The 18286-nt window shown below is 63.4% G+C and carries 14 protein-coding genes; 7 read left to right on the top strand and 7 right to left on the bottom strand.

The window, feature by feature from the left end; translation table 11 throughout:
- Positions 1-15 precede the first annotated feature (15 nt).
- The 6 genes from NKI01_RS13835 to NKI01_RS13810 all read right to left on the bottom strand — a co-directional run bounded on the left by NKI01_RS13835 (position 16) and on the right by NKI01_RS13810 (position 5947).
- The gene (locus NKI01_RS13835) at positions 16-852 is read right to left on the bottom strand and encodes a GNAT family N-acetyltransferase (protein ID WP_352963544.1); all 837 of its coding nucleotides are present in this window, start codon (positions 850-852) and stop codon (positions 16-18) included.
- A 5-nt stretch (positions 853-857) separates the two neighbouring features.
- Positions 858-1598, bottom strand: coding sequence for an aspartate/glutamate racemase family protein (locus tag NKI01_RS13830; protein ID WP_023716674.1), 741 nt, complete (start codon positions 1596-1598; stop codon positions 858-860).
- A gap of 2 nt (positions 1599-1600) precedes the next feature.
- Positions 1601-2419 carry an ABC transporter permease gene (locus tag NKI01_RS13825; RefSeq protein WP_352963541.1) on the bottom strand — a complete coding sequence of 273 codons (819 nt, stop codon included), beginning with the start codon at positions 2417-2419 and terminating at the stop codon, positions 1601-1603.
- 4 nt (positions 2420-2423) lie between these two features.
- On the bottom strand, positions 2424-3335 hold the full coding sequence (locus tag NKI01_RS13820) for an ABC transporter permease (RefSeq protein ID WP_352482763.1): 912 nt from the start codon (positions 3333-3335) through the stop codon (positions 2424-2426).
- A 197-nt stretch (positions 3336-3532) separates the two neighbouring features.
- Positions 3533-4822, bottom strand: coding sequence for an ABC transporter substrate-binding protein (locus NKI01_RS13815; protein ID WP_352963537.1), 1290 nt, complete (start codon positions 4820-4822; stop codon positions 3533-3535).
- A gap of 36 nt (positions 4823-4858) precedes the next feature.
- Entirely contained in the window at positions 4859-5947 is a 1089-nt protein-coding gene (locus tag NKI01_RS13810; protein WP_352547462.1) for an ABC transporter ATP-binding protein, read from the bottom strand.
- 258 nt (positions 5948-6205) lie between these two features.
- Between NKI01_RS13810 and NKI01_RS13805 the strand changes: the two genes are divergently transcribed.
- The 5 genes from NKI01_RS13805 to NKI01_RS13785 all read left to right on the top strand — a co-directional run bounded on the left by NKI01_RS13805 (position 6206) and on the right by NKI01_RS13785 (position 15216).
- Positions 6206-6919 (top strand): GntR family transcriptional regulator, encoded by a 714-nt coding sequence (locus tag NKI01_RS13805; protein ID WP_023676076.1) that lies wholly within the window; start codon positions 6206-6208, stop codon positions 6917-6919.
- 343 nt (positions 6920-7262) lie between these two features.
- A complete protein-coding gene (locus NKI01_RS13800; RefSeq protein WP_352963533.1) occupies positions 7263-9344 on the top strand; it encodes a di-heme oxidoredictase family protein in 2082 nt (693 codons plus the stop codon).
- A complete protein-coding gene (locus NKI01_RS13795) occupies positions 9341-10771 on the top strand; it encodes a putative sulfate exporter family transporter (RefSeq protein WP_352963530.1) in 1431 nt (476 codons plus the stop codon). Before NKI01_RS13800 ends, NKI01_RS13795 begins: the two co-directional genes overlap by 4 nt.
- 35 nt (positions 10772-10806) lie before the next feature.
- The gene (locus tag NKI01_RS13790; RefSeq protein ID WP_352963528.1) at positions 10807-11514 is read left to right on the top strand and encodes a phosphoadenylyl-sulfate reductase; all 708 of its coding nucleotides are present in this window, start codon (positions 10807-10809) and stop codon (positions 11512-11514) included.
- A 453-nt stretch (positions 11515-11967) separates the two neighbouring features.
- Complete coding sequence (locus tag NKI01_RS13785; protein WP_352963525.1) at positions 11968-15216, top strand: AfsR/SARP family transcriptional regulator; 3249 nt, start codon at positions 11968-11970, stop codon at positions 15214-15216.
- Positions 15217-15268: 52 nt separating this feature from the next.
- Here NKI01_RS13785 and NKI01_RS13780 read toward each other — a convergent pair whose 3' ends face one another.
- Positions 15269-16366, bottom strand: a complete 1098-nt coding sequence (locus NKI01_RS13780; protein ID WP_352963523.1) for a lactonase family protein — start codon at positions 16364-16366, stop codon at positions 15269-15271.
- A gap of 189 nt (positions 16367-16555) precedes the next feature.
- On the opposite strand from NKI01_RS13780, the gene NKI01_RS13775 reads away from it, so the two are divergent.
- Together NKI01_RS13775 and NKI01_RS13770 are read left to right on the top strand one after the other, a co-directional pair.
- Complete coding sequence (locus NKI01_RS13775; RefSeq protein ID WP_352963520.1) at positions 16556-17107, top strand: MaoC family dehydratase; 552 nt, start codon at positions 16556-16558, stop codon at positions 17105-17107.
- Positions 17108-17110: 3 nt separating this feature from the next.
- Positions 17111-18271 (top strand): CaiB/BaiF CoA transferase family protein, encoded by a 1161-nt coding sequence (locus NKI01_RS13770; RefSeq protein WP_352963517.1) that lies wholly within the window; start codon positions 17111-17113, stop codon positions 18269-18271.
- Positions 18272-18286: the final 15 nt, after the last annotated feature.

The following is an 18286-nucleotide window of genomic DNA, read 5'->3' as shown; positions in this document are numbered from 1 at the left end:
TCGGCTTGCACCGTTTCAGCCAAGCTCCAACGTCGTTATCGCAAAAACCCCGGACTGCATGAGCTGCGGCGCCCTTCCCTTGTACATCCGAGCTGTCTCGAAGCCGGGTTGAAGGCCGGCGGACGACAGCAAATCTGCAAATTGCCCGCTGGTCTCGGGCACGTCGAGATGGACGTTTCCGGGACCGGACATGTGCGCGAGTGCGGCGAAGAGACGGCTCGCTGCATCCAGGCTGTCGGCAAAGAGCGGGCCGATCTTGCAGCCGTCCCGGCATTGGCGCGCGACGCCATATCCTGCAATGGCGCCGTGCTTGACGATCGCATGGGCCATATGCGGCGGGCGCAGCCATTGCTCCAGGAAGGATCGCCTCGGGCCGGGAAAGAAGCGGCGGTCATAGTCCAGTATGTCCGGCACGAGTTCCGGCCCTACGGCGCGAATGTCGCTGCCGGCGGCTGCCGGGGCATTCGACGACCCCATGAGCCGTATCGTCCGGTAGGCCGGCGCAAAACCCATGCTGCGGTAGTTGGCCTGTTGTTCGACGACGGCGTCGAGGCCGATCGTGCGGTTGTCGAGCCGCGCCATGCCGGCATCCCAAACGGCCTTACCATGGCCTTGGCCACGCCTGTCCGGCCGGCAGATATACAGGCCGATGAAGCCGAATTCCTCGCCATAGGCAACGGCTGAAATGCCGGCCGCCATCTCGCCGTCGACAAAGGCGCCGATGAAGCCCTGCGGGTCGGCTGCCTGGAACAGCGCGGCGTCGCTGAGGCCGGGGTTCCAGCCTTCCGCCGCCGCCCAATCGACAAGGGTTTGCACTTCTTCACGTGCGAGCGTTCGGATCGTTCGGGGCATTGCGATCACTCGGCGGCATCAGGCGCGAAGGACTTCAACGCACCATGATAGGGCTTTGCCAATGGGCTTGCATAGGCGCCGCGCTTAGATGTCGTCAGGCCAAGCGTTATCAAGGCCTCGGCCTGCTTGACTGCGGCGCCGACGCCGTCGATGACCGGAAGCCCGAATTCCCGCTGCAGCGCGGCCGCCAAGTCGGCCATGCCGGCACAGCCGAGCACGATCGCTTCGGCGCGATCCTCGTCGATGGCGCGCGCAATCTCGTTGCGCAGCTTCAGGAGCGCATCGGATGCCGGATCTTCGAGGGCAAGAACCGGGATATCGGCAGCGCGCACGCGCGCGCGCCCCGCCATGCCATAGCGCTGCACCAACCCTTCGACCGGCACGTGCGAGCGTCCGGTGGTGGTGACGACGGTGAAGCGCTGGGCGATGAACGAGGCCGTGCTGAGCGCTGCCTCGCAAATGCCGATGACCGGAATGTTGGCCATGGCGCGCGCGGCGTCGAGGCCGGTGTCGTCGAAACAGGCGATGATCGCAGCCTGCGCGCCTGAGCGCTCGCCGGCAGCGATCTCGACCAGCAGGCCGGGTACGGCAAGCGCTTCATCGTAATAGCCTTCGATCGAAACCGGGCCCATCGTCGAGGTGACGGCAACGATCTTCGTCGATTGACCAGCGACCGATCGGGCCGCCGCCGCAATAGTCTCGGTCATGCTGGCGGTGGTGTTTGGATTGACGACGAGGATCTGCACTGTCAGGCACGCTCCCGGCGGCGGCCGACATAGACGATTGCGCCGAGCGTCAGCAGGATCACCAGAAAGGAAAACACGGTCGTCACTGTACCGAGCGCATAGAGCACCGGCGTCGTCACATTCGTCGTCATGCCGTAGATTTCGAGCGGCAGCGTGTTGAAGGTCCCCGAGGTCATCAGCGTGCGGGCGAACTCGTCATATGACAGAGTGAAGCCGAACAGGCCGACACCGATCAGGCTGGGCGCGATCATCGGCAGAACGACATGGGCGAAGGTCTGCCACGACGATGCTCCGAGATCCCGCGCGGCTTCCTCATAGGCCGGCGAGAACCGGTTGAAGACCGCGAACATGATCAGCACGCCGAAAGGCAAGGTCCAGGTCAGATGGGCGCCGAAAGCAGACGTGTACCAGGCGGGGCGGAAGCCGATCTGCTGGAAGACGACGCCGATGCCGAGACTGATAATGATCGACGGGACGACCAGGCTGGCGACGGCCAGATAGAACAGTGCGGTTGCGCCGCGAAATTTCTGCCGGAAGGCAAGGCCGGCAAGCAGCGACACGACGACCGTGACGATCATCACCATCAGGCCAAGGACGAGCGAGCGTTTGAAACTGCCGCCGAAATCGCCGACCGCCTGGCGCTCGAACAGATTGGCGAACCAGTGCAGCGAAACGCCGTTCAACGGAAACGTCAGACCGCCATTCTCGCCCTGGAAGGACAGGATAAGGATCGCCGAAAGCGGGCCGTATAGGAATAGCACGAAAAGCGCGAAGAAGGCCGCCAGCACGTAGAATTCGAAGGTGCGCTTGTCGTGGCTCATCGCCTCACAGCTCCTTGCGAATATCGACGATGCGCAGGATGCCCGCGACCATCAACAGCACCAGCACCAGCAGCACGACGGCGTTGGCGGCGGCTGCCGGATATTGCAGCAGCGACATCTGGTTTTTCATCATCAGCGCGACAGAGGCGCTCTGGCCGCCGGACATCACCTGCACCGTCGAAAAATCGGCCATCACCAGGGTGACGACGAAGATGGTGCCGATCGCCATGCCGGGCTTGGCAAGCGGGATGACGACGTTCCACAGAACCTGCCAGCCGGAAGCGCCGGCGTCGCGCGCGGCCTCGATCAGCGATTTGTCGATGCGCATCAGCGTGTTGAAGATCGGCGTCACCATGAACAGCGTATAGAGATGCACCATGGCCAGCACTACGGCGAATTCGGAATAGAGCAACCATTCGATCGGCTTCGGGATCAGCCCCATCTGCACCAGCGTCGAGTTGACCAGGCCATTGCGGCCAAGCACTGGAATCCACGAGATCATGCGGATGATGTTGGAGGTCAGGAACGGCACGGTGCAGACGAGGAACAGCACCATCTGCATGGCTGTGGTTCTGATGTGGAAGGCGAGGAAATAGGCGACCCAGAAACCGATGAACAGCGTCAGCGCCCAAACGATGGCGGCGTATTTCAGCGTGTTCAGATAGGTTTTCCAGGTGACCCAGGAGCCGAGCGTGTCGGCATAGTTGGTGGTCAGGAAATCCGGATACATCGCCGCGAAATCGTAGTCCCAGAATGAGACCACGGCGATCATCAGGATCGGCAACAGGAGGAACGCGCCGAGGATCAGCGCCAGCGGTGCCGCCTGGAGATAGGGTGCGACGCCGGCAAAGGAGCGCCTAGGTCTGGCCGGCTTCGCAGACGTAACGTGCGTGGATTGTTCGAGCGCTACTGCCATCTATCTCTCGGTCCAAGTCGGCGATGCGACTGAGGGGTGTTCCCTTCTCCCCGTGTGGGAGAAGGTGGCCGAGCGAAGCTCGGTCGGATGAGGGGTGTTCCAGCTTGGCACCAACAGTGCTCCGTCCAGCACCCCTCAACCGTCTTGGCGCTGCGCGCCAATCCACCTTCTCCCACAAGGGGAGAAGGCAGAGGGCATCAAGCAGCGATGAACTCGTTCCAGCGCTTTACCATATAGCGGTCCTCGTCCATGACCGAGTTCCAGCAGGCGACCTTGCCCATGCGCTCTTCGAACGAGCCGCCGTCACGCACGGCGCCTGCCTTTTCCATGACCTTGCCGTCCGGCGACAGGATATCGCCCTTTGCTGGCTTACCTTCGATCCAGTAGCCCCATTCGTCCTCGGACATGAACTTCTTGGCCGACACCATGTTGGCCGAGTAGTAGCCCTGGCGATTGAGGTAGCCGCCCACCCAACCGGACGTGTACCAGTTGATGTATTCATAGGCGGCATCGAGTTCGGCGCCGGAGAGATGGGCTGCCAGGCCAAGCCCGCCACCCCAGGACCGGTAGCCTTCCTTGAGCGGCTGGAACCGGCACGCGATGCCCTTGGAGCGGACCGCGGCCACGGCCGGCGACCACATCGACTGGATCACCACTTCGCCTGAAGCCATCAGGTTGACGCTTTCGTCGAAGGACTTCCAGAAGGCACGGAACTGGCCGTCCTGCTTGGCCTTGATGAGGAAATCGATCGTCTTGTCGATCTCCTCCTTGGTCATGTTGCCCTTGTCGGCATATTTGATATTGCCAGTGGCTTCCATGATCATCGCCGCATCCATGATGCCGATCGACGGGATGTTGAGGATGGCTGTCTTGCCCTTGAAGGCCGGATCCATGATGTCGGCCCAGGTGGTGATGTCACGGCCGACGAGGTCGGGGCGGATGCCGAGCGTATCGGCATTGTAGATCGTCGGCACCATGGTGAACCAATTGGTCGGCGCCTTGGCGAATACCTTGCTGTCCTGCGCCTCGACGTAACCGACCGTGTGCGGCGCGGTGCCCTGGGCGATGACGCTGTCCGGCATCAGCTTGCCGGTTTTGAACAGCGGCACGAGCTCGTCGTAGTATTTCAGCTTGGTGACATCCATCGGCTGCAGGACGCCTGTCGGAAACACCTTCTTGCAGATCCAGTATTCGATATCGGCGATGTCGTAGCTGTCGGGTTGCGTTACCGCGCGCTGGGCGGCGGCATCGGAATCGGTTGCCGTCATCTCCAGCGTGATGCCGAGATCCGCCTTGCACTTGTCGGCGATGGCATTGAGGTTGGACACGCCGGTGCCGAACTGGCGCAACGTGATGTTCGATTGCGCCCAGATGGTCGGAAAGCCTGATATGGCGCCGGAACCGGCGGCAAAACCGACGGCGGCGGCGCCTGTCTTGAGCAGCGAGCGACGCGATATTCCAGTCTTCTTGTCTGTGGTGTTGGTCATGTTCAGTTCCCCTGTTTTGGTTGGTTATGCTGGATTTCAGGAATCGAGACGGCCAAGGACGATCGCGTCCTCGGCGTCCCAGGCGATCGGCACTGCGTCGCCGACGGCAACCGGGCTGGCGAAGAAGCTGGTGTCGTCGACGATCACCGTGAAATCCTCGATGCCCGCGCCATTGACCGAGAGCTTCACGGTCGAACCGCGGTACTCGACGTTTGAAACGATGCCGGTGAAGCCGAGCCCCGCCGCCGGCGGCTCGCCGATCCGCACGTGGTCGGTGCGAATGGCGATGTCGATGGGCTCCCCGGTCGCCCTGCCCTGCCCGCTGGCGGCGAGCGTGACACCGCCGGGCACATCGAAAACAACCATGCCGTCACGACTACCGGTGACGCGGCCGGAGATGACATTGTGGTCGCCCATGAAACGAGCGACGAAGGCCGTGGCCGGCCGCTCGAACACCGTGCGAGGGTGCGCCGCCTGCTCGATACGGCCGTCGTTCATGACCACGATCAGGTCGGCCAGCGCCATCGCCTCTTCCTGGCTGTGGGTGACGTGGACGAAAGTGATGCCGAGCGACGTCTGCAGCTTCTTCAGTTCGGCCCGCATGCGGATCTTCAGGAACGGATCGAGCGCCGAAAGCGGTTCGTCGAGCAACAGCGCCTCGGGATCGGTGATCAGTGCGCGCGCAAGAGCAACGCGCTGCTGCTGGCCGCCGGAAAGCTGCGCCGGACGGCGGCTGGCATATGCCTCCATCTGCATCAGCTTCAGCATGTCGAGTGCCTTGGCGCGGCGCTCCTCCTTGCCGACGCCTTTCATCTTCAGGCTGAACGCGACATTGTCGATCAGGTCGAGATGCGGAAACAGCGCGTAGGATTGGAACATCATGGCAGTGCCGCGCCTGGCCGGCGGCAGGTCGGTGACCACTGTGTTGCCGAGCCGCACATCGCCGCTCGATATGCTCTCGTGCCCGGCGATCATGCGCAGCGTCGAGGTCTTGCCACAGCCGGACGGACCGAGCAGGCAGCAATAGGTTCCCGCAGGGATTTTCAGGCTGATGCCTTCGACGGCAGTCGTCGCGCCATAGACTTTCGAAACGGACACAATGTCGATTTCGGCGGCTTTGGACATCCAGCTTCCCCTTTGGTCGGATTAGCCAAAGCATCATGCGTGCCAGTTGCGCGCCGCCGCACCAACCGACTGAATCCTCGAAGAAATCAGGGCTGCATCGACATGGCTGCCGATATGGCATCCTTGTGCAATGCACAAATTATAGGCGATTGCCGCCGATCCTCGCAAAAATCGCATGCAATCTTTTTCATCCCTGTATTCACTTTGTCTCTCGTCCAAGCGATGCGATTCAGGGTAGAAGTACGCAGGATCACCGCCATGAACATTGCCGACCAGACTTTCCCTGCTATCGAGGCCGCCAACGAGGATCGCGCGCAGGCGATCCGCGATCAGTTGCGCGACGCGATCGTCGATCGCCGGCTGGCGCCCGGAACCAAGCTTTCCGAAGGCGAAGTCGGCACGCTGTTCGATGTCAGCCGCACCGTGGCGCGCGCCGCACTGCAGATGCTCTCCTTCGAGGGATTGGTGCGCACCGAGCGCAATCGCGGCGCCTTCGTCGCCAATCCGTCGCCGGAGGAAGCGCGGCAGGTCTTTGCTTCGCGCCGGCTGATCGAACCCGGCATCGCGATTGCCGCCGCCGGGCGGATGACGCCGGCGCATGTCGCCGCGTTCAAGGCCCAGCTCGACGAAGAAGGCCGTTTCATCGCCGAACGCGGACCGAACGCAAGGCGATCGGAGATCAAGGCGTCGGGGGATTTTCACCTGCTGCTGGCGTCGGTCGCGGGAAACGTCATCCTGCAGCGCTTCATGGAGGAATTGGTCGCTCGTTCATCTCTGGTGATCGCGCTCTATGGCCGCTCGGGTATCTCGAGCTGCGGCCACAACGAGCACACGCAGATCCTCGAGGCGCTGGAAAATGGCAATGCCGAACGCGCCAGCGCGCTGATGCTGCACCACATCGACCATATCGAGGCCGACCTCGATTTGCGCGTCAGGAGCGGCCCGGCACTCAGGCAGGCGCTCGAGTTCTGAGAATTGCCGTCCGCGGCAACCTCGCCGTGGCCCATAATCGCCTTTGCCTGACAGTGCGAAGCGCTTGCCTCGCGAAGCGCTTCTGCGGCCGGACGCATTTCCGAGCGCAAGATCCTGCCTGCGGTGGATCCCGTACACGATACGTAAGTGCACCCGCTCAATGATCGCGTCGAGATAAGCGTCACATGCGCACGGGCCGCATGCAGACGCATCGAGGTATCGAGCCGGGGATATCGCAATGCGCAAAGGCCTTGCCGCGGTGTTTGTGGATTTCGTCAGACCTCGTCGGTCCCGGCGAAGCTGCGCCTCGCTGGACCTTTCGATTGGCCGGATTATCTCCGCAATGGCAGCGGTGTCTTTCAGCTTGCTGCCGAGCGTGGGCTTCACCAGCGATCACGCCTGGCGCCTGGGCGCCCGCATCGTCGCCGTCGGGCTGCCGGGCGTGGCCGGCGTGCGCGAGGTGGGGCGTTTTCATAATGGCGGACCGATACCAGGAAATCCGGAATTCCTGCTGACCACGCGCGAAGGACGTGTGCTCGATCCGCTTAGGGTTCTGGTCGCGGTAGGCAGCAATTTCGGCGCCCCGCCAGGCGATCCTGCGTTCGAACCTGGCGCGATCCTGTCGATCGATCCGCGCGGCGACAAATCGGGCACGATCCTGGTTCCGCAGGATCTCACCGACCAAGATCTCACCGACTATGACGGAGCGAGCCCAGTCCAGCTCTACACTGCGCAGAGCGAGCTATTCCTCAACCGGCGCTACAATGGCAAGGCTCGAACGGCGCGGTTGGCGGCGGCATCCGGACCGCGCTACATCTCGATCAACAACGCCTTTGGAAGGCTCTGGATCGCCAACGCGCCGAACGGATTGGCCGGCGAAGGCAGCGTCACCGTCGTCGACCCCGACGGGGCGCCGCTTGACAATGCGCCAAGCCGCGAGGCCGGTGGCGTGTTCGCCGGCCGGTCCACTGATCGCGAACAGGAGCAGATCGCTCAACCCACTGGATGGCTGGCGAGTAGCTGGCTGGCCAACGGATGGCTGGCGAAGCTGCTGAACTACCGGGCAAGCGGCCAACTGACGCCTGGCGGGCTGCACACAGGTGCGCTCGGAACGGCATTTCTCGGCCCATCGCCGGACGGCAGCGGTTTTGCCGTGTTCGCAGCGGTCACTGCGGACGGCAGCGTGGTCCAGGTTCATGTCCAGGACGGTGTCGACGGCCTGGCCGGCCCCGGCACGGTGAGCACGGGCCGCAACAGTGGCGACGATTCCGGTGTCATCGGCATTGTCTTCAAGTGGAACCCGGACCGCGTTCTCTACATCGCCGACCCCGGCCGCGACCGGCTGGTGCTGTTGAAACTGCAAGACGACCGGCGGCATTTCACGGTCGCCGGGACCGACACCATCTCGCTGCCGGAATTCGACCGTCCGGTCGATATCGCCGCAGCTGTTCCCGAGATCGCCAATCCGCAATTTTCAAGCCACACGACGCTTGCCGGCGGGTCGGACCTGTTTGTCGGCAATCGCGGCAACGGCTCGCTGCTGCGCATAAGCCAGGATGGCCGGCTTCTCGCCCGGGCCAGGATCGATATCCCTGGCCTTGGGCCTCTCGGCGGCGATCGCCTACGCGCCATCGCGACGTCGGCGGACGCGCAGCGGATCTGGATAACGATAGGCGGCGAGCTCCCCGGATTTCCCGGCCAAGACGGAGCGCTGCTCGAGGTCCCTGCCTTTGACGAGCACGGCGTGTCGACGACGGCCCAGCAGACGCAAAATGCTGTCGCCAATCCCGATCTCGCCGCTCGCGGAAGGGCGCTGTTTCAGACCGATTTCACGCCGCGGACCGGTCTTGGACCATTGTTCAATGCGACGTCCTGCCTGTCCTGCCATCCCGGCCCCGGCGGTGCGAGTGCCGATGAGAACCGTTTCGCGCGCAGGATAGCCCATATGGATCCGGAATCCGGCCGCACGGTCCCGATCGATCATCCCAACAGCCCGGTCGCCCGGCGCTATATGCTGCGCGATGGTGCCGGCACCGCGGCTGAACCGGCTGCACTGCCGCGCCAGGCCAACGTCATCTCGCTGCGCATGCCGCCCAGCCTCTACGGCGTCGCGGGCATCGACGACATACCCGACAGCGTCATCGAGGCGCAGGCGATCAGCAAGGGCGACGGGATCAAGGGCCGCCCGCACTATGTCCTCGATGCCAACGGCGCGACGCGGGTCGGCCGCTATGGCTGGAAGGCTGACATTGCGGTCCTCGAAGAGATGGTCGCCGACGCCTTCACCAGGGAGCTCGGCATCACCAGCGTCGTCTTCGGCCACAGCGGGACGGACACGCAGCCCGTCGAACAAGGGTCCGGAGAGATCGAGGCGGTGGCTGCTTATCTGCGAACGCTCACCCCGGCCGAGGAGGCCAGACGATGAGCATTACCCTGACGTTTTCGCATGCGCCGGAAAAAGCGCGCTCGATCTTGCCCGGTATCGCCGTGGCGGCCGCGCTCGCCCTTGCGGGCGGCTGGATTGCCGGCGGCTTGGGCGAACCCCTGTCGCGCAATCCGGTCCTCGTCGCCATGCTCTTCGGGCTGCTGATCGGCAACTGCTTTGCCTGTCCCGACCTGCTGCGCCCGGGGCTCGACTTCACCAAGCGCTATCTGTTGCGGCTGGCGGTCGTCCTTGTCGGCTTCCGCATCACGACGCGACTGTTCCTCGATCTCGGGCTGATGCCGCTCGCGGTGGCGGCCATCGAACTGATCCTGGTCGCGGCTTTGCTCTACGCTATCGCACGCAAGCTATTCAGGCTGGAGGCCGAGATTGCGTTGCTGGTCGCGGTCGGAAGCGCCGTCTGCGGCGCAGCGGCCATTCTCTCCGTGGCTGCGCTGGTGCGCGCACGCGACCAGAGCGCCGGGGTTGCGATCGCCCTGATCACACTCAGCGGCACCGCGGCGCTGCTCGTCTATCCCGTGATGTTCCTGGGCGGCTGGCTGCCGCATCTCGACGACCGGCTCTACGGCGTGTTCGTCGGCGCGAGCATCTTCGAACTGGCGCAAGTCTACGGTGCCTCCTTCGCCGTCTCCGACGGGGCGCTGAACACCGCCACCCTCGTCAAGCTCAGCAAGGTGCTGATGCTCATCCCGCTTCTGCTGGTCATCGGCACGTTCTTTCGCAGCCGCAAGAGCACGCCCGGAGCCACGCCGATCCCGTTCCCGTGGTTCATCGTCGCCTTCATCGGCGTGGTGATGCTCAATTCGCAAATCACGCTCGATCCGCAATTGCGCCGCGGCATTCTCGATGTCGACCAGTTCCTGTTCCTGATGGTGATGGTCGCGCTCGGGATCACCACCCGCATCGGCCGTCTTGGCGAAGCCGGCGGTGCGTGGCGCCTGATCGGCCTCGGCTCCACCGGCGTGCTTTTGTCGGCAACCCTGGCCTACGGTGCACTGATCCCGTTCTCGGCCGGCTTCCTGGCCTCGCCCCCGGCATCGAGCGAAAGCGCGATGTTGGGCAGCGATGGCGGAAGGTTCTTCGCTTCCGTCGGCTGCGCCAAATGCCATGTGCCGGCGCTGGCGGGCACAAAAGGCGAAGTCAGGCTCTACTCGGACCTTTTGCTGCACGACATGGGGCCGGCACTCGACGACAAGATCATCCAGGGCGACGCGATCGGCGCCGAATGGCGGACAACGCCGCTGATCGGCATCCGCCTGCGCCAGCGTTTCCTGCATGACGGCCGCGCGACCACACTGCGCGACGCGGTGTTCGCGCATGGCGGCACGGCGCAGATCGTCCGCGACCGCTTCTTCGGCCTGGACGAGGCCGACCGCCAGGCGATCCTCGATTTCGTGAGCAGACTATGAACCGGCCGTGTCACGCCAAACCGGGCCGAATTGCCATGCATGAAGGCATCATCGCGGAGCTGAACCATCTCGACGGGCCCGAGCTGCTGGCGCCGCTCGTCACCGACTTGTTCCGCGGAAACGTAGCGCTCGTCTCCTCATTTGGCGCGGAATCTGCGGTGTTGCTGCACATGGCCGCGTCGATCGACCGATCCCTCCCCATCATCACGCTCGATACCGGAAAGCTGTTTGCGGAAACGGTCGCCTATGGCGCACAATTGACGGCCTTGCTCGGCCTCACAGATGTGCGCATCGTCACGCCCCAGGCAAACGTCCTGCGGGCGCTCGACGGCGCTGGATCGCTGCACCGCAGCGATCCGGACCGGTGCTGTCACATTCGCAAGGTGTTGCCGCTCGAGAAGGCCCTGAGCGGTTTCAGGGCCTGGATTTCCGGCCGCAAGCGATATCATGGTGGAGTTCGCACGGATGTCGCGACGCTGGAAGAAACTGACGGACGCCTGAAGATCGAGCCGCTTGCCCGCTTCACCCGCCAGCAGATCGAGGTCTATCTCGACCATCATCGCCTTCCCCGGCATCCGCTCGTTGAAAAAGGCTATTTCTCGATTGGCTGTGCGCCCTGCACAGTCGCGTGCGGCAGCGCGGACAATCCGCGCGCGGGCCGCTGGAGCGGATTGTCGAAAACAGAGTGCGGGATACACCGGTCACCCATTGCCTTGCACAGTCCGGTCCCGTCCGCTTCATGATTTCCGGTTGCGTAAGGCACCGAGGACCCGGGCGCCCAACAAGCCCTTAAAAACTAGGCAAGCTCGCGAAAACTAGGAGATCAATCGCCGAGAAACTAGGTGACCGTACCGATGTGCGCGAATGCCACTGCGCACAGGATGAGCTCGTGAGTTTGGAAAGGACTGTCAGTCAGTCCATGAGCTTGCCAATCGGAGGGAATACCAATGATCAGATCTTCTACCGGATTTGGAGCCGACGGTCGAAGACGGAATGCGAGGTTCACCCGCCGTCCATTGCCCAATTTCAGGTTGCGCAACCATCGAGATCCGCCCCTCCGGGATCAGCCAGTGCCGCTTCATCTGCGAAGCCACTACGAATTGTCGCATGATTACGCTGCGCTAACGTCAATCGGGTCGCCGGGACGGTCATGGCAGCACGACCGACGCTCGATAATTGGTCGAGCGGGAGCCCCCATGGCCGCCTTGGACGCCGTTGAAGCCGACGCGAGCCGCCCGCTCTCGGGCACAGGCCGGATCGCCAAGCTGGCGGCGCCGCGCAGCGCCAGGATATTGAGGCGGAACCGCGTTCTCGAAGCGATCGATCGGGTGTCGCGGTCAAGCGTATGCTGGGTGGCGGCGCCGGCCGGCTATGGCAAGACGACGGCGGTCATCGATTACCTCGAAAGCGTCGAGGCGCCGCACATATGGTACCGCGTCGACGAGGGCGACCAGGATATCGCGCGGTTCTTTCAATATCTGGCGCAGTCGCTGGACTCAGCCTCGGCTGGAGACATGCCGGTCTTCGGCGTCGAATATGCCGAGCAGCCGAAGGAGTTCGCCAGGCGCTTCTCGAGAGTCTACTTCGCTCGGCTAAAGCCCGGCACAATTCTGGTGCTCGATGATTTGCACGACGCCGATACCGCAGAATTCCGGGCGGTGCTTTCCGAGATGTTCCGTGAACTCCCTGACACGGTCCGCTGCATCTGTGTCTCGCGCACGTTACCCCAGGAGGAATTGCGCGACCTCATTCTCAAGGGCCAAATGGCTGTCATCGACCGCTACGCGCTCGAATTCTCGACCGCGGAAGCGCGCGAACTCGTCCAACTGCGTTCGAACGACGCCGCTCCGGTCGATGTCGAGGCGGCACGCGGTTGGGCGGTCGGGCTCGTCCTGCTCGCGGATCAAGGTGCGAAAGCCGGACTGGACGGCATAAGCGAGACGGTCCTCGGCGGGCAGAATGCGCTGCCGGACGTTCTCGGCCGTCATTTCTTCCTTTCCCTTCCCGCCGCCGACCAGGACATGCTGCTGAAACTCAATCTGCTGCCCGAAATCAGCGCCGGGTTGGCTGACGAGATGATCGGGTCGGGCGAAGCAGGAAAGCTGCTCGACAGGCTTTACAGGCGACAGTTTCTGGTCACGCGCTCGGAAAACAGCCGCGATATCTTTCACCTTCATGACCTCTTGCGCGACTTCCTCGACCGGCGTTTCGCACAACAAGTTGCCAGGGAAGAGCAGCAATCGCTCCGGCGAAAGGCGGCGAAGGTCCTTGCGGAGGCCGGCCGTCATGACGAAGCCATCCACCTCGCCTTACAGGCCGACGACTGGGACCAAGCGAGCGAGCTGCTGCTGAGCCGCGCGGAGGCCTTGCTGGCGCAAGGGAGCCGCGCGACCTTCATCGAATGGTGCGGCCGATTGCCGGAAACCGTCATGAATGGCTGGCATTTCTATTGGCTGGGCGTGGCCCACATGCCCGACGACGCTGCAGCGGAGCGTTGGCTGTCGAAGGCATGGCAAGCCTTTTGCGAGGCCGACGATCTGCGCGGCCTGTGCCTCACGGTGTCGCGGGCGGTCTTGGTCAAAACGGCCAGTTGGCGCACCTACGAAGGTCTGTCCATGTGGACGCGACGGGCGTTCGAGCTGATCGAACGCGGGCTTCCGGAACTACCTTCCGAGGAAGCGATGCTGGTACGCATTGGCATGATGCGGGCGCTGAACTTCGGCGACGACTACTACCGCAGCAGCCCCGCCGGACAGGCACTCGAAACCGAACTCCTGGAGCGGTTGACGCGGAATCCCGAGCACGATCCGAGCGGATTGCGGCTGCTTGCCAGCGAAACGCTGATCGATCTTTCGGCATCGACCATGCGCGCCGATCTGTTCGCCAAGGCCGTCGACAGCGTCGTTGACGATTTGAGTGACAAGAGCGTGCTGCCTTGGATTCTCGGCATGTGGCTGGTCGCCTTTGGTGCGGAAAGTGGACGTTATTTTCCCTACAAGAGAAGGGATTTTCCCTATCCGTCGGCCGAAGCCGCGTTGCGGGCGGCGATCGCGATTGGCGAGCGCGAGTCGCTAAAGGGCGTGGAGTTCGGGGGGCTCTACCATTTGCAAATGCAGATGAAGGTCCGCAACGATTTTGCCGAGTTCCACCAAGTGGTCGAGCGCTTGGCCGAAATCGCCGACAGCCGTTTCACCACACAGGTTGCCGTCGTCGCCGATTGCCACGCCGCGCTCCATGCCAGGCAAAGCGATTTCACGGCCGCCTACCAGGATTGCGAGCACTTCATGGCGGCCATCGAGGCGGCCAACGAGCCGATGATCGAGCGCTGGCCGCACTACATTACGCAGTTCCAGGTGCTGCTGGCGGACAGGAGGCCGCACGAAGCCGCCGCGCTTCTCAGCGATCTGCTGCCGCGGCTGGACGGCGGTGCCCACAAGCGAACCGAGATATGCATTCTGGCAGCGGCCGCGTTGGAGAGCCTGTGGAACGAGGATCCGCACTATGGCGACCGGCTGAAGGCGTTCCTGGAAGCGCTACGCGACATCAGCTGGCCAATGGTGCTGCTCAACGTTCCGGAGTTGCTCGCCGAACTGCTTGGCGATGCGCTTGAGCGCGGCATCGAGCCCGAGTTCTGCCGGTCGTTGATCCGCGAACGCCGGCTCGAGCCGCCCCCCCGGCGGCCCGCCGCCTGGCCATGGCCGCTCAGGGTCCACGTTCTCGGAGGCTTTCGGCTCGAACTCGATGCAAACCCTCTCCCTCTCGGCGCGAAGCCGCCGACGAAGGCCCTCGACATCCTGCGGGTGCTGGCGATCTCAAAGGAAAATACCTGCTCGCTGGAGACCATTCAGGACTGGCTGTGGCCCAACCTCGATGGCGACCAGGCGCGGGCGGCGTGCGACCAGGCGCTTCATCGGCTGCGCAAGCTGCTGGGACGGACCGACCTCATCGTCCAGCGCGAAGGCAGGCTTCGCCTTGCATCGGACAAGGTCTGGGTCGACCTCGCCGACTGGGAAGCACGGTTCAGGACTGTCGCAGCGATTAATGGGGAGGGATTGCGGCCTGACGCGGAGGCGCTCTTCCATGCCTTCCCCGGTCCGTTGTTGTTGCATGAGCGAACCACTTCCTGGTCGCTCCCGGCTCGCGAGCGCGTGCGTCGCGAACTGATCGATCTTGGGCTGCGGCTCGGCAAGCGGCTGGAGGCGGCCGACCGGGCCGACAAAGCACGGGCGATATATCTAGGGGTATTGGACTTCTATCCGGATGCCGGACCGATCTGCAAGGCGCTGATAAAGGAGCAACTGTCCCGCAATGATTTCGAAGGCGCAGTTGACGAATATGGGCGCTACGAGCGCGCATTGCGTGCTGCCGGTGATGTAGCAGCCGCAGACATACGCGCGCTGGTGGCTCCCTATCTCGCGCGACAGGCGTTCCGACACCCGTATTGAAACGGGGCGTTCTTATGGCCATGGTGCCGGCGGAATTTCCACCCGCCAGCGCTCAACGCACGATCCTCACGCACATCGGCGTGCCGATGCCGATAGATCGGCCGGTGTCGGTCAGCCGGCCGGTTGCGGCATCACGGGCGAAAATCGAGATGCGGTCGGCATTCTGGTTGGCCGAGAACAGATGGCCGCCCGAGGGCGTCAGTGCCAGATTGCGCGGCGTGGCACCGCCGCAAGGCGTATAGTCGACAAGGGCAAGCCTGCCGGTTTGCTGGTCGATCGAAAACACCACGATGCTGTCATGACCGCGGTTGGAGCCATAGAGGAAGCGGCCGTCGGGCGAGATCTGGATGTCGGCGCAGTGATTGACGTCCCGCGCCTCGGCCGGCACGGCCGGCTTGCTGTCGATCACCGTAAGCTTGCCTGATGCTTCGTCCAGCGCCAGCGAGACGACCGTCGAATCCAGTTCGTTCATGAGGAACACGAAGCGGCCGCCCGGATGCAGCGCGAGATGGCGCGGACCTGCGCCTGGCGCAAGCGCCGACTCGGCGAGCTTCGTCAGGCTGCCGTCTGAGCCGATGCGGTAGGACACCAGCCGGTCGATGCCGAGGTCGGCGACGATCGCAACACCGCCGGCAACCGTCTCGGTTACGCTATGGGCATGCGGCCGCTCCTGGCGTTCGGGGTCTGGTCCGGTCCCGCTATGGGCGACGCTCGACAATGGCGCGGTCAGGCCGCCATCGTCGCGCAGCCCGAAGACCACGACCGAGCGATCCGGGCCGCCCTCGCCCATGCCGTAGTTGGCAACCAGCAGCTTCGTCCGGTCGCGCGTGATGGTGTTGTGCGCCGTGATGCTGCCCAGCGTCGGCTGCTTGTTGATGTAGGACAGCGTGGCGGCCTGCCTGTCGAAACGGTAAGCCGAGACCACGCCTTCGCGCCAGGTGAACACTTCGGAATTGGCGTAGATGTGGGAGCCGTCCGGCGTCACCGACAGGAAGGTCGGATTGTCGATGCCTCCCGTCTCGGCCAGTTTCTTCGTCTCCAGCGTCCCCTCGTCGAAACTATAGACGCCCAGCCCGACACCGCGCGCGCCCTGAAAATATGGGGCGTCGCGGTTGAGGCTACCGACGAAAACCAGACAGGCATTCTGCATCATTTCCTCCTGTTCCGCCGGCGTTGGCTGCCGCCGATCTAAGCAAAATTTCGCCGAGACTCGCTTGCAACACAACCCCATATGTGAAAATACTATTCACAAAAGAAGATTGACGGGAGGATCGATCATGCATTTCGCTGGTCTGCGGCGCGCCCTGATGGACGATTCCCGCTCCCAGAGGAAGTCGTCATGAGCGGCTTCGCGCCAACCGTTGGCGTGGCATCGACACACCCCGCCAACATGCCGAAGGAACACGCCGACCTTCCCGTCTGGAACGCGGAGAACTGGTTCTACGAAGACTGGCCGGTCGGCCAGAAGATCCGTTCGCTGCGCCGGACCATTGCCGAGGGCGACAGCCATCTCTTCAACACGCTGGTGCTCGACATCCATCCATACGTGCAGGACCAGATGTTCGCCGAAACGGAAGGCATCTTCGGCAAGCGGCTGGTCGCCGGCGCTTTCGTGTTCTCGGCCGGGCTCGGGCTCGTCGCCACCAATTGCATCAACGCCTTTTCGTATGGCTACGACAAATTGCGCTTCATCAAGCCGGTGTTCATCGGCGACACGATTTATTCGATCCGCTCCAACCTCGACAAGAAGCCGAAATACAAGGAAATGGGGCTGATCCGCGCCAGCTATGAAGTCTTCAAGGGCGAAGGCGAGCTCGTGCTTTATTGCGAGCACCTGCAGACGGTGAAGTACCGCAATCCGGCCGATTTCGCCGGCAAGACGGAGAAATAGGCAATGGCTGCCATTGCCGAACTGCCGCTGACCGGGCTCATCGTCGTCGATATGAGCCAGTTCCTGTCCGGGCCTTACTGTTCACTCAGACTGCTCGACCTCGGCGCCCGCGTCATCAAGATAGAACGGCCGGATGGCGGCGACCTGTCGCGCCGGCTTTATCTCAGCGACACCGAGATCGGTGGCGATTCCACCATTTTTCATGCCATCAACCGCGCCAAGGAAAGCCTTGCCATCGACTTGAAGGACGAGGCCGATCTTGCGGCGCTGCGCGGCCTGCTGGCCAAGGCCGACGTGCTGATCCAGAATTTCAGGCCCGGCGTCATCGAACGCCTGGGCTTCGATTGCGAGGCGGTGCGCAAGATTAATCCGCGCCTGGTCTATGCCTCGATCAGCGGCTATGGCGAGGAAGGCCCCTGGGTCAAGCGGCCCGGTCAGGATCTGCTGGCGCAGGCCCGCTCCGGCGTGATGTGGCTGAACGGCGACGAGGACCAGGGGCCGGTGCCCTTCGGGCTGGCCATCGCCGACATGCTGGCCGGCTCCGCCGCCGCGCAAGGCATCCTTGCCGCACTGGTGCGGCGCGGCGTGACCGGCAAGGGCAGCCATGTCGAGACCAGCCTGCTCGAAGCACTGGTCGACTTCCAGTTCGAGGTGCTGACGACGCATCTCAATGACGGACGCCGGCTGCCGCGGCGGTCATCTTTCCGCAGCGCCCATGCCTATCTGTCGGCGCCCTACGGCGTCTATCCGGCCAAGGACGGTTATCTGGCGATCGCCATGACGCCGATATCGAAGCTGGCCGATCTTCTGGGCCTCGAAGAGCTTGCGCCCTACCGCGACCAGCCGTCGACCTGGTTCACCGCCCGCGACGAGATCAAGGCGATCATCGCGCAAAAAATCGCGACCAGGACGGTGGATGGGTGGCTCGGCATCCTCGAGCCCGCCGACATCTGGTGCGCCAAGGTTTTGACCTGGCCGGAAATGATGGCCAGCGAAGGCTTCCAGGTTCTCGACATGCTGCAGACGGTGACGCGCGAGGATGACGTTTCGATCCTCACCACGCGCTCGCCGCTCAGGGTCGACGGCATCCGCGCCAAGGTCGAGCGGGCCGCGCCACGCATCGGCGAGCACAGCGCAAAAATCCGCGAGGAGTTCGGGCTGTGAGCGACGTGACGCTCA

Origin of the sequence: Mesorhizobium sp. M0815 (assembly GCF_040319995.1) — a bacterium.
GTDB lineage: Bacteria > Pseudomonadota > Alphaproteobacteria > Rhizobiales > Rhizobiaceae > Mesorhizobium.
This window is presented reverse-complemented; position numbering and strand designations above follow the sequence as displayed.

Bases quoted from the DNA above. Each gene is read 5' to 3' on its own strand.
- NKI01_RS13835 (WP_352963544.1), bottom strand. From the start codon at position 852: ATGCCCCGAACGATCCGAACGCTCGCACGTGAAGAAGTGCAAACCCTT.
- NKI01_RS13825 (WP_352963541.1), bottom strand. From the start codon at position 2,419: ATGAGCCACGACAAGCGCACCTTCGAATTCTACGTGCTGGCGGCCTTC.
- NKI01_RS13820 (WP_352482763.1), bottom strand. From the start codon at position 3,335: ATGGCAGTAGCGCTCGAACAATCCACGCACGTTACGTCTGCGAAGCCG.
- NKI01_RS13815 (WP_352963537.1), bottom strand. From the start codon at position 4,822: ATGACCAACACCACAGACAAGAAGACTGGAATATCGCGTCGCTCGCTG.
- NKI01_RS13810 (WP_352547462.1), bottom strand. From the start codon at position 5,947: ATGTCCAAAGCCGCCGAAATCGACATTGTGTCCGTTTCGAAAGTCTAT.
- NKI01_RS13805 (WP_023676076.1), top strand. From the start codon at position 6,206: ATGAACATTGCCGACCAGACTTTCCCTGCTATCGAGGCCGCCAACGAG.
- NKI01_RS13800 (WP_352963533.1), top strand. From the start codon at position 7,263: ATGGCAGCGGTGTCTTTCAGCTTGCTGCCGAGCGTGGGCTTCACCAGC.
- NKI01_RS13795 (WP_352963530.1), top strand. From the start codon at position 9,341: ATGAGCATTACCCTGACGTTTTCGCATGCGCCGGAAAAAGCGCGCTCG.
- NKI01_RS13790 (WP_352963528.1), top strand. From the start codon at position 10,807: ATGCATGAAGGCATCATCGCGGAGCTGAACCATCTCGACGGGCCCGAG.
- NKI01_RS13785 (WP_352963525.1), top strand. From the start codon at position 11,968: ATGGCCGCCTTGGACGCCGTTGAAGCCGACGCGAGCCGCCCGCTCTCG.
- NKI01_RS13780 (WP_352963523.1), bottom strand. From the start codon at position 16,366: ATGCAGAATGCCTGTCTGGTTTTCGTCGGTAGCCTCAACCGCGACGCC.
- NKI01_RS13775 (WP_352963520.1), top strand. From the start codon at position 16,556: ATGAGCGGCTTCGCGCCAACCGTTGGCGTGGCATCGACACACCCCGCC.
- NKI01_RS13770 (WP_352963517.1), top strand. From the start codon at position 17,111: ATGGCTGCCATTGCCGAACTGCCGCTGACCGGGCTCATCGTCGTCGAT.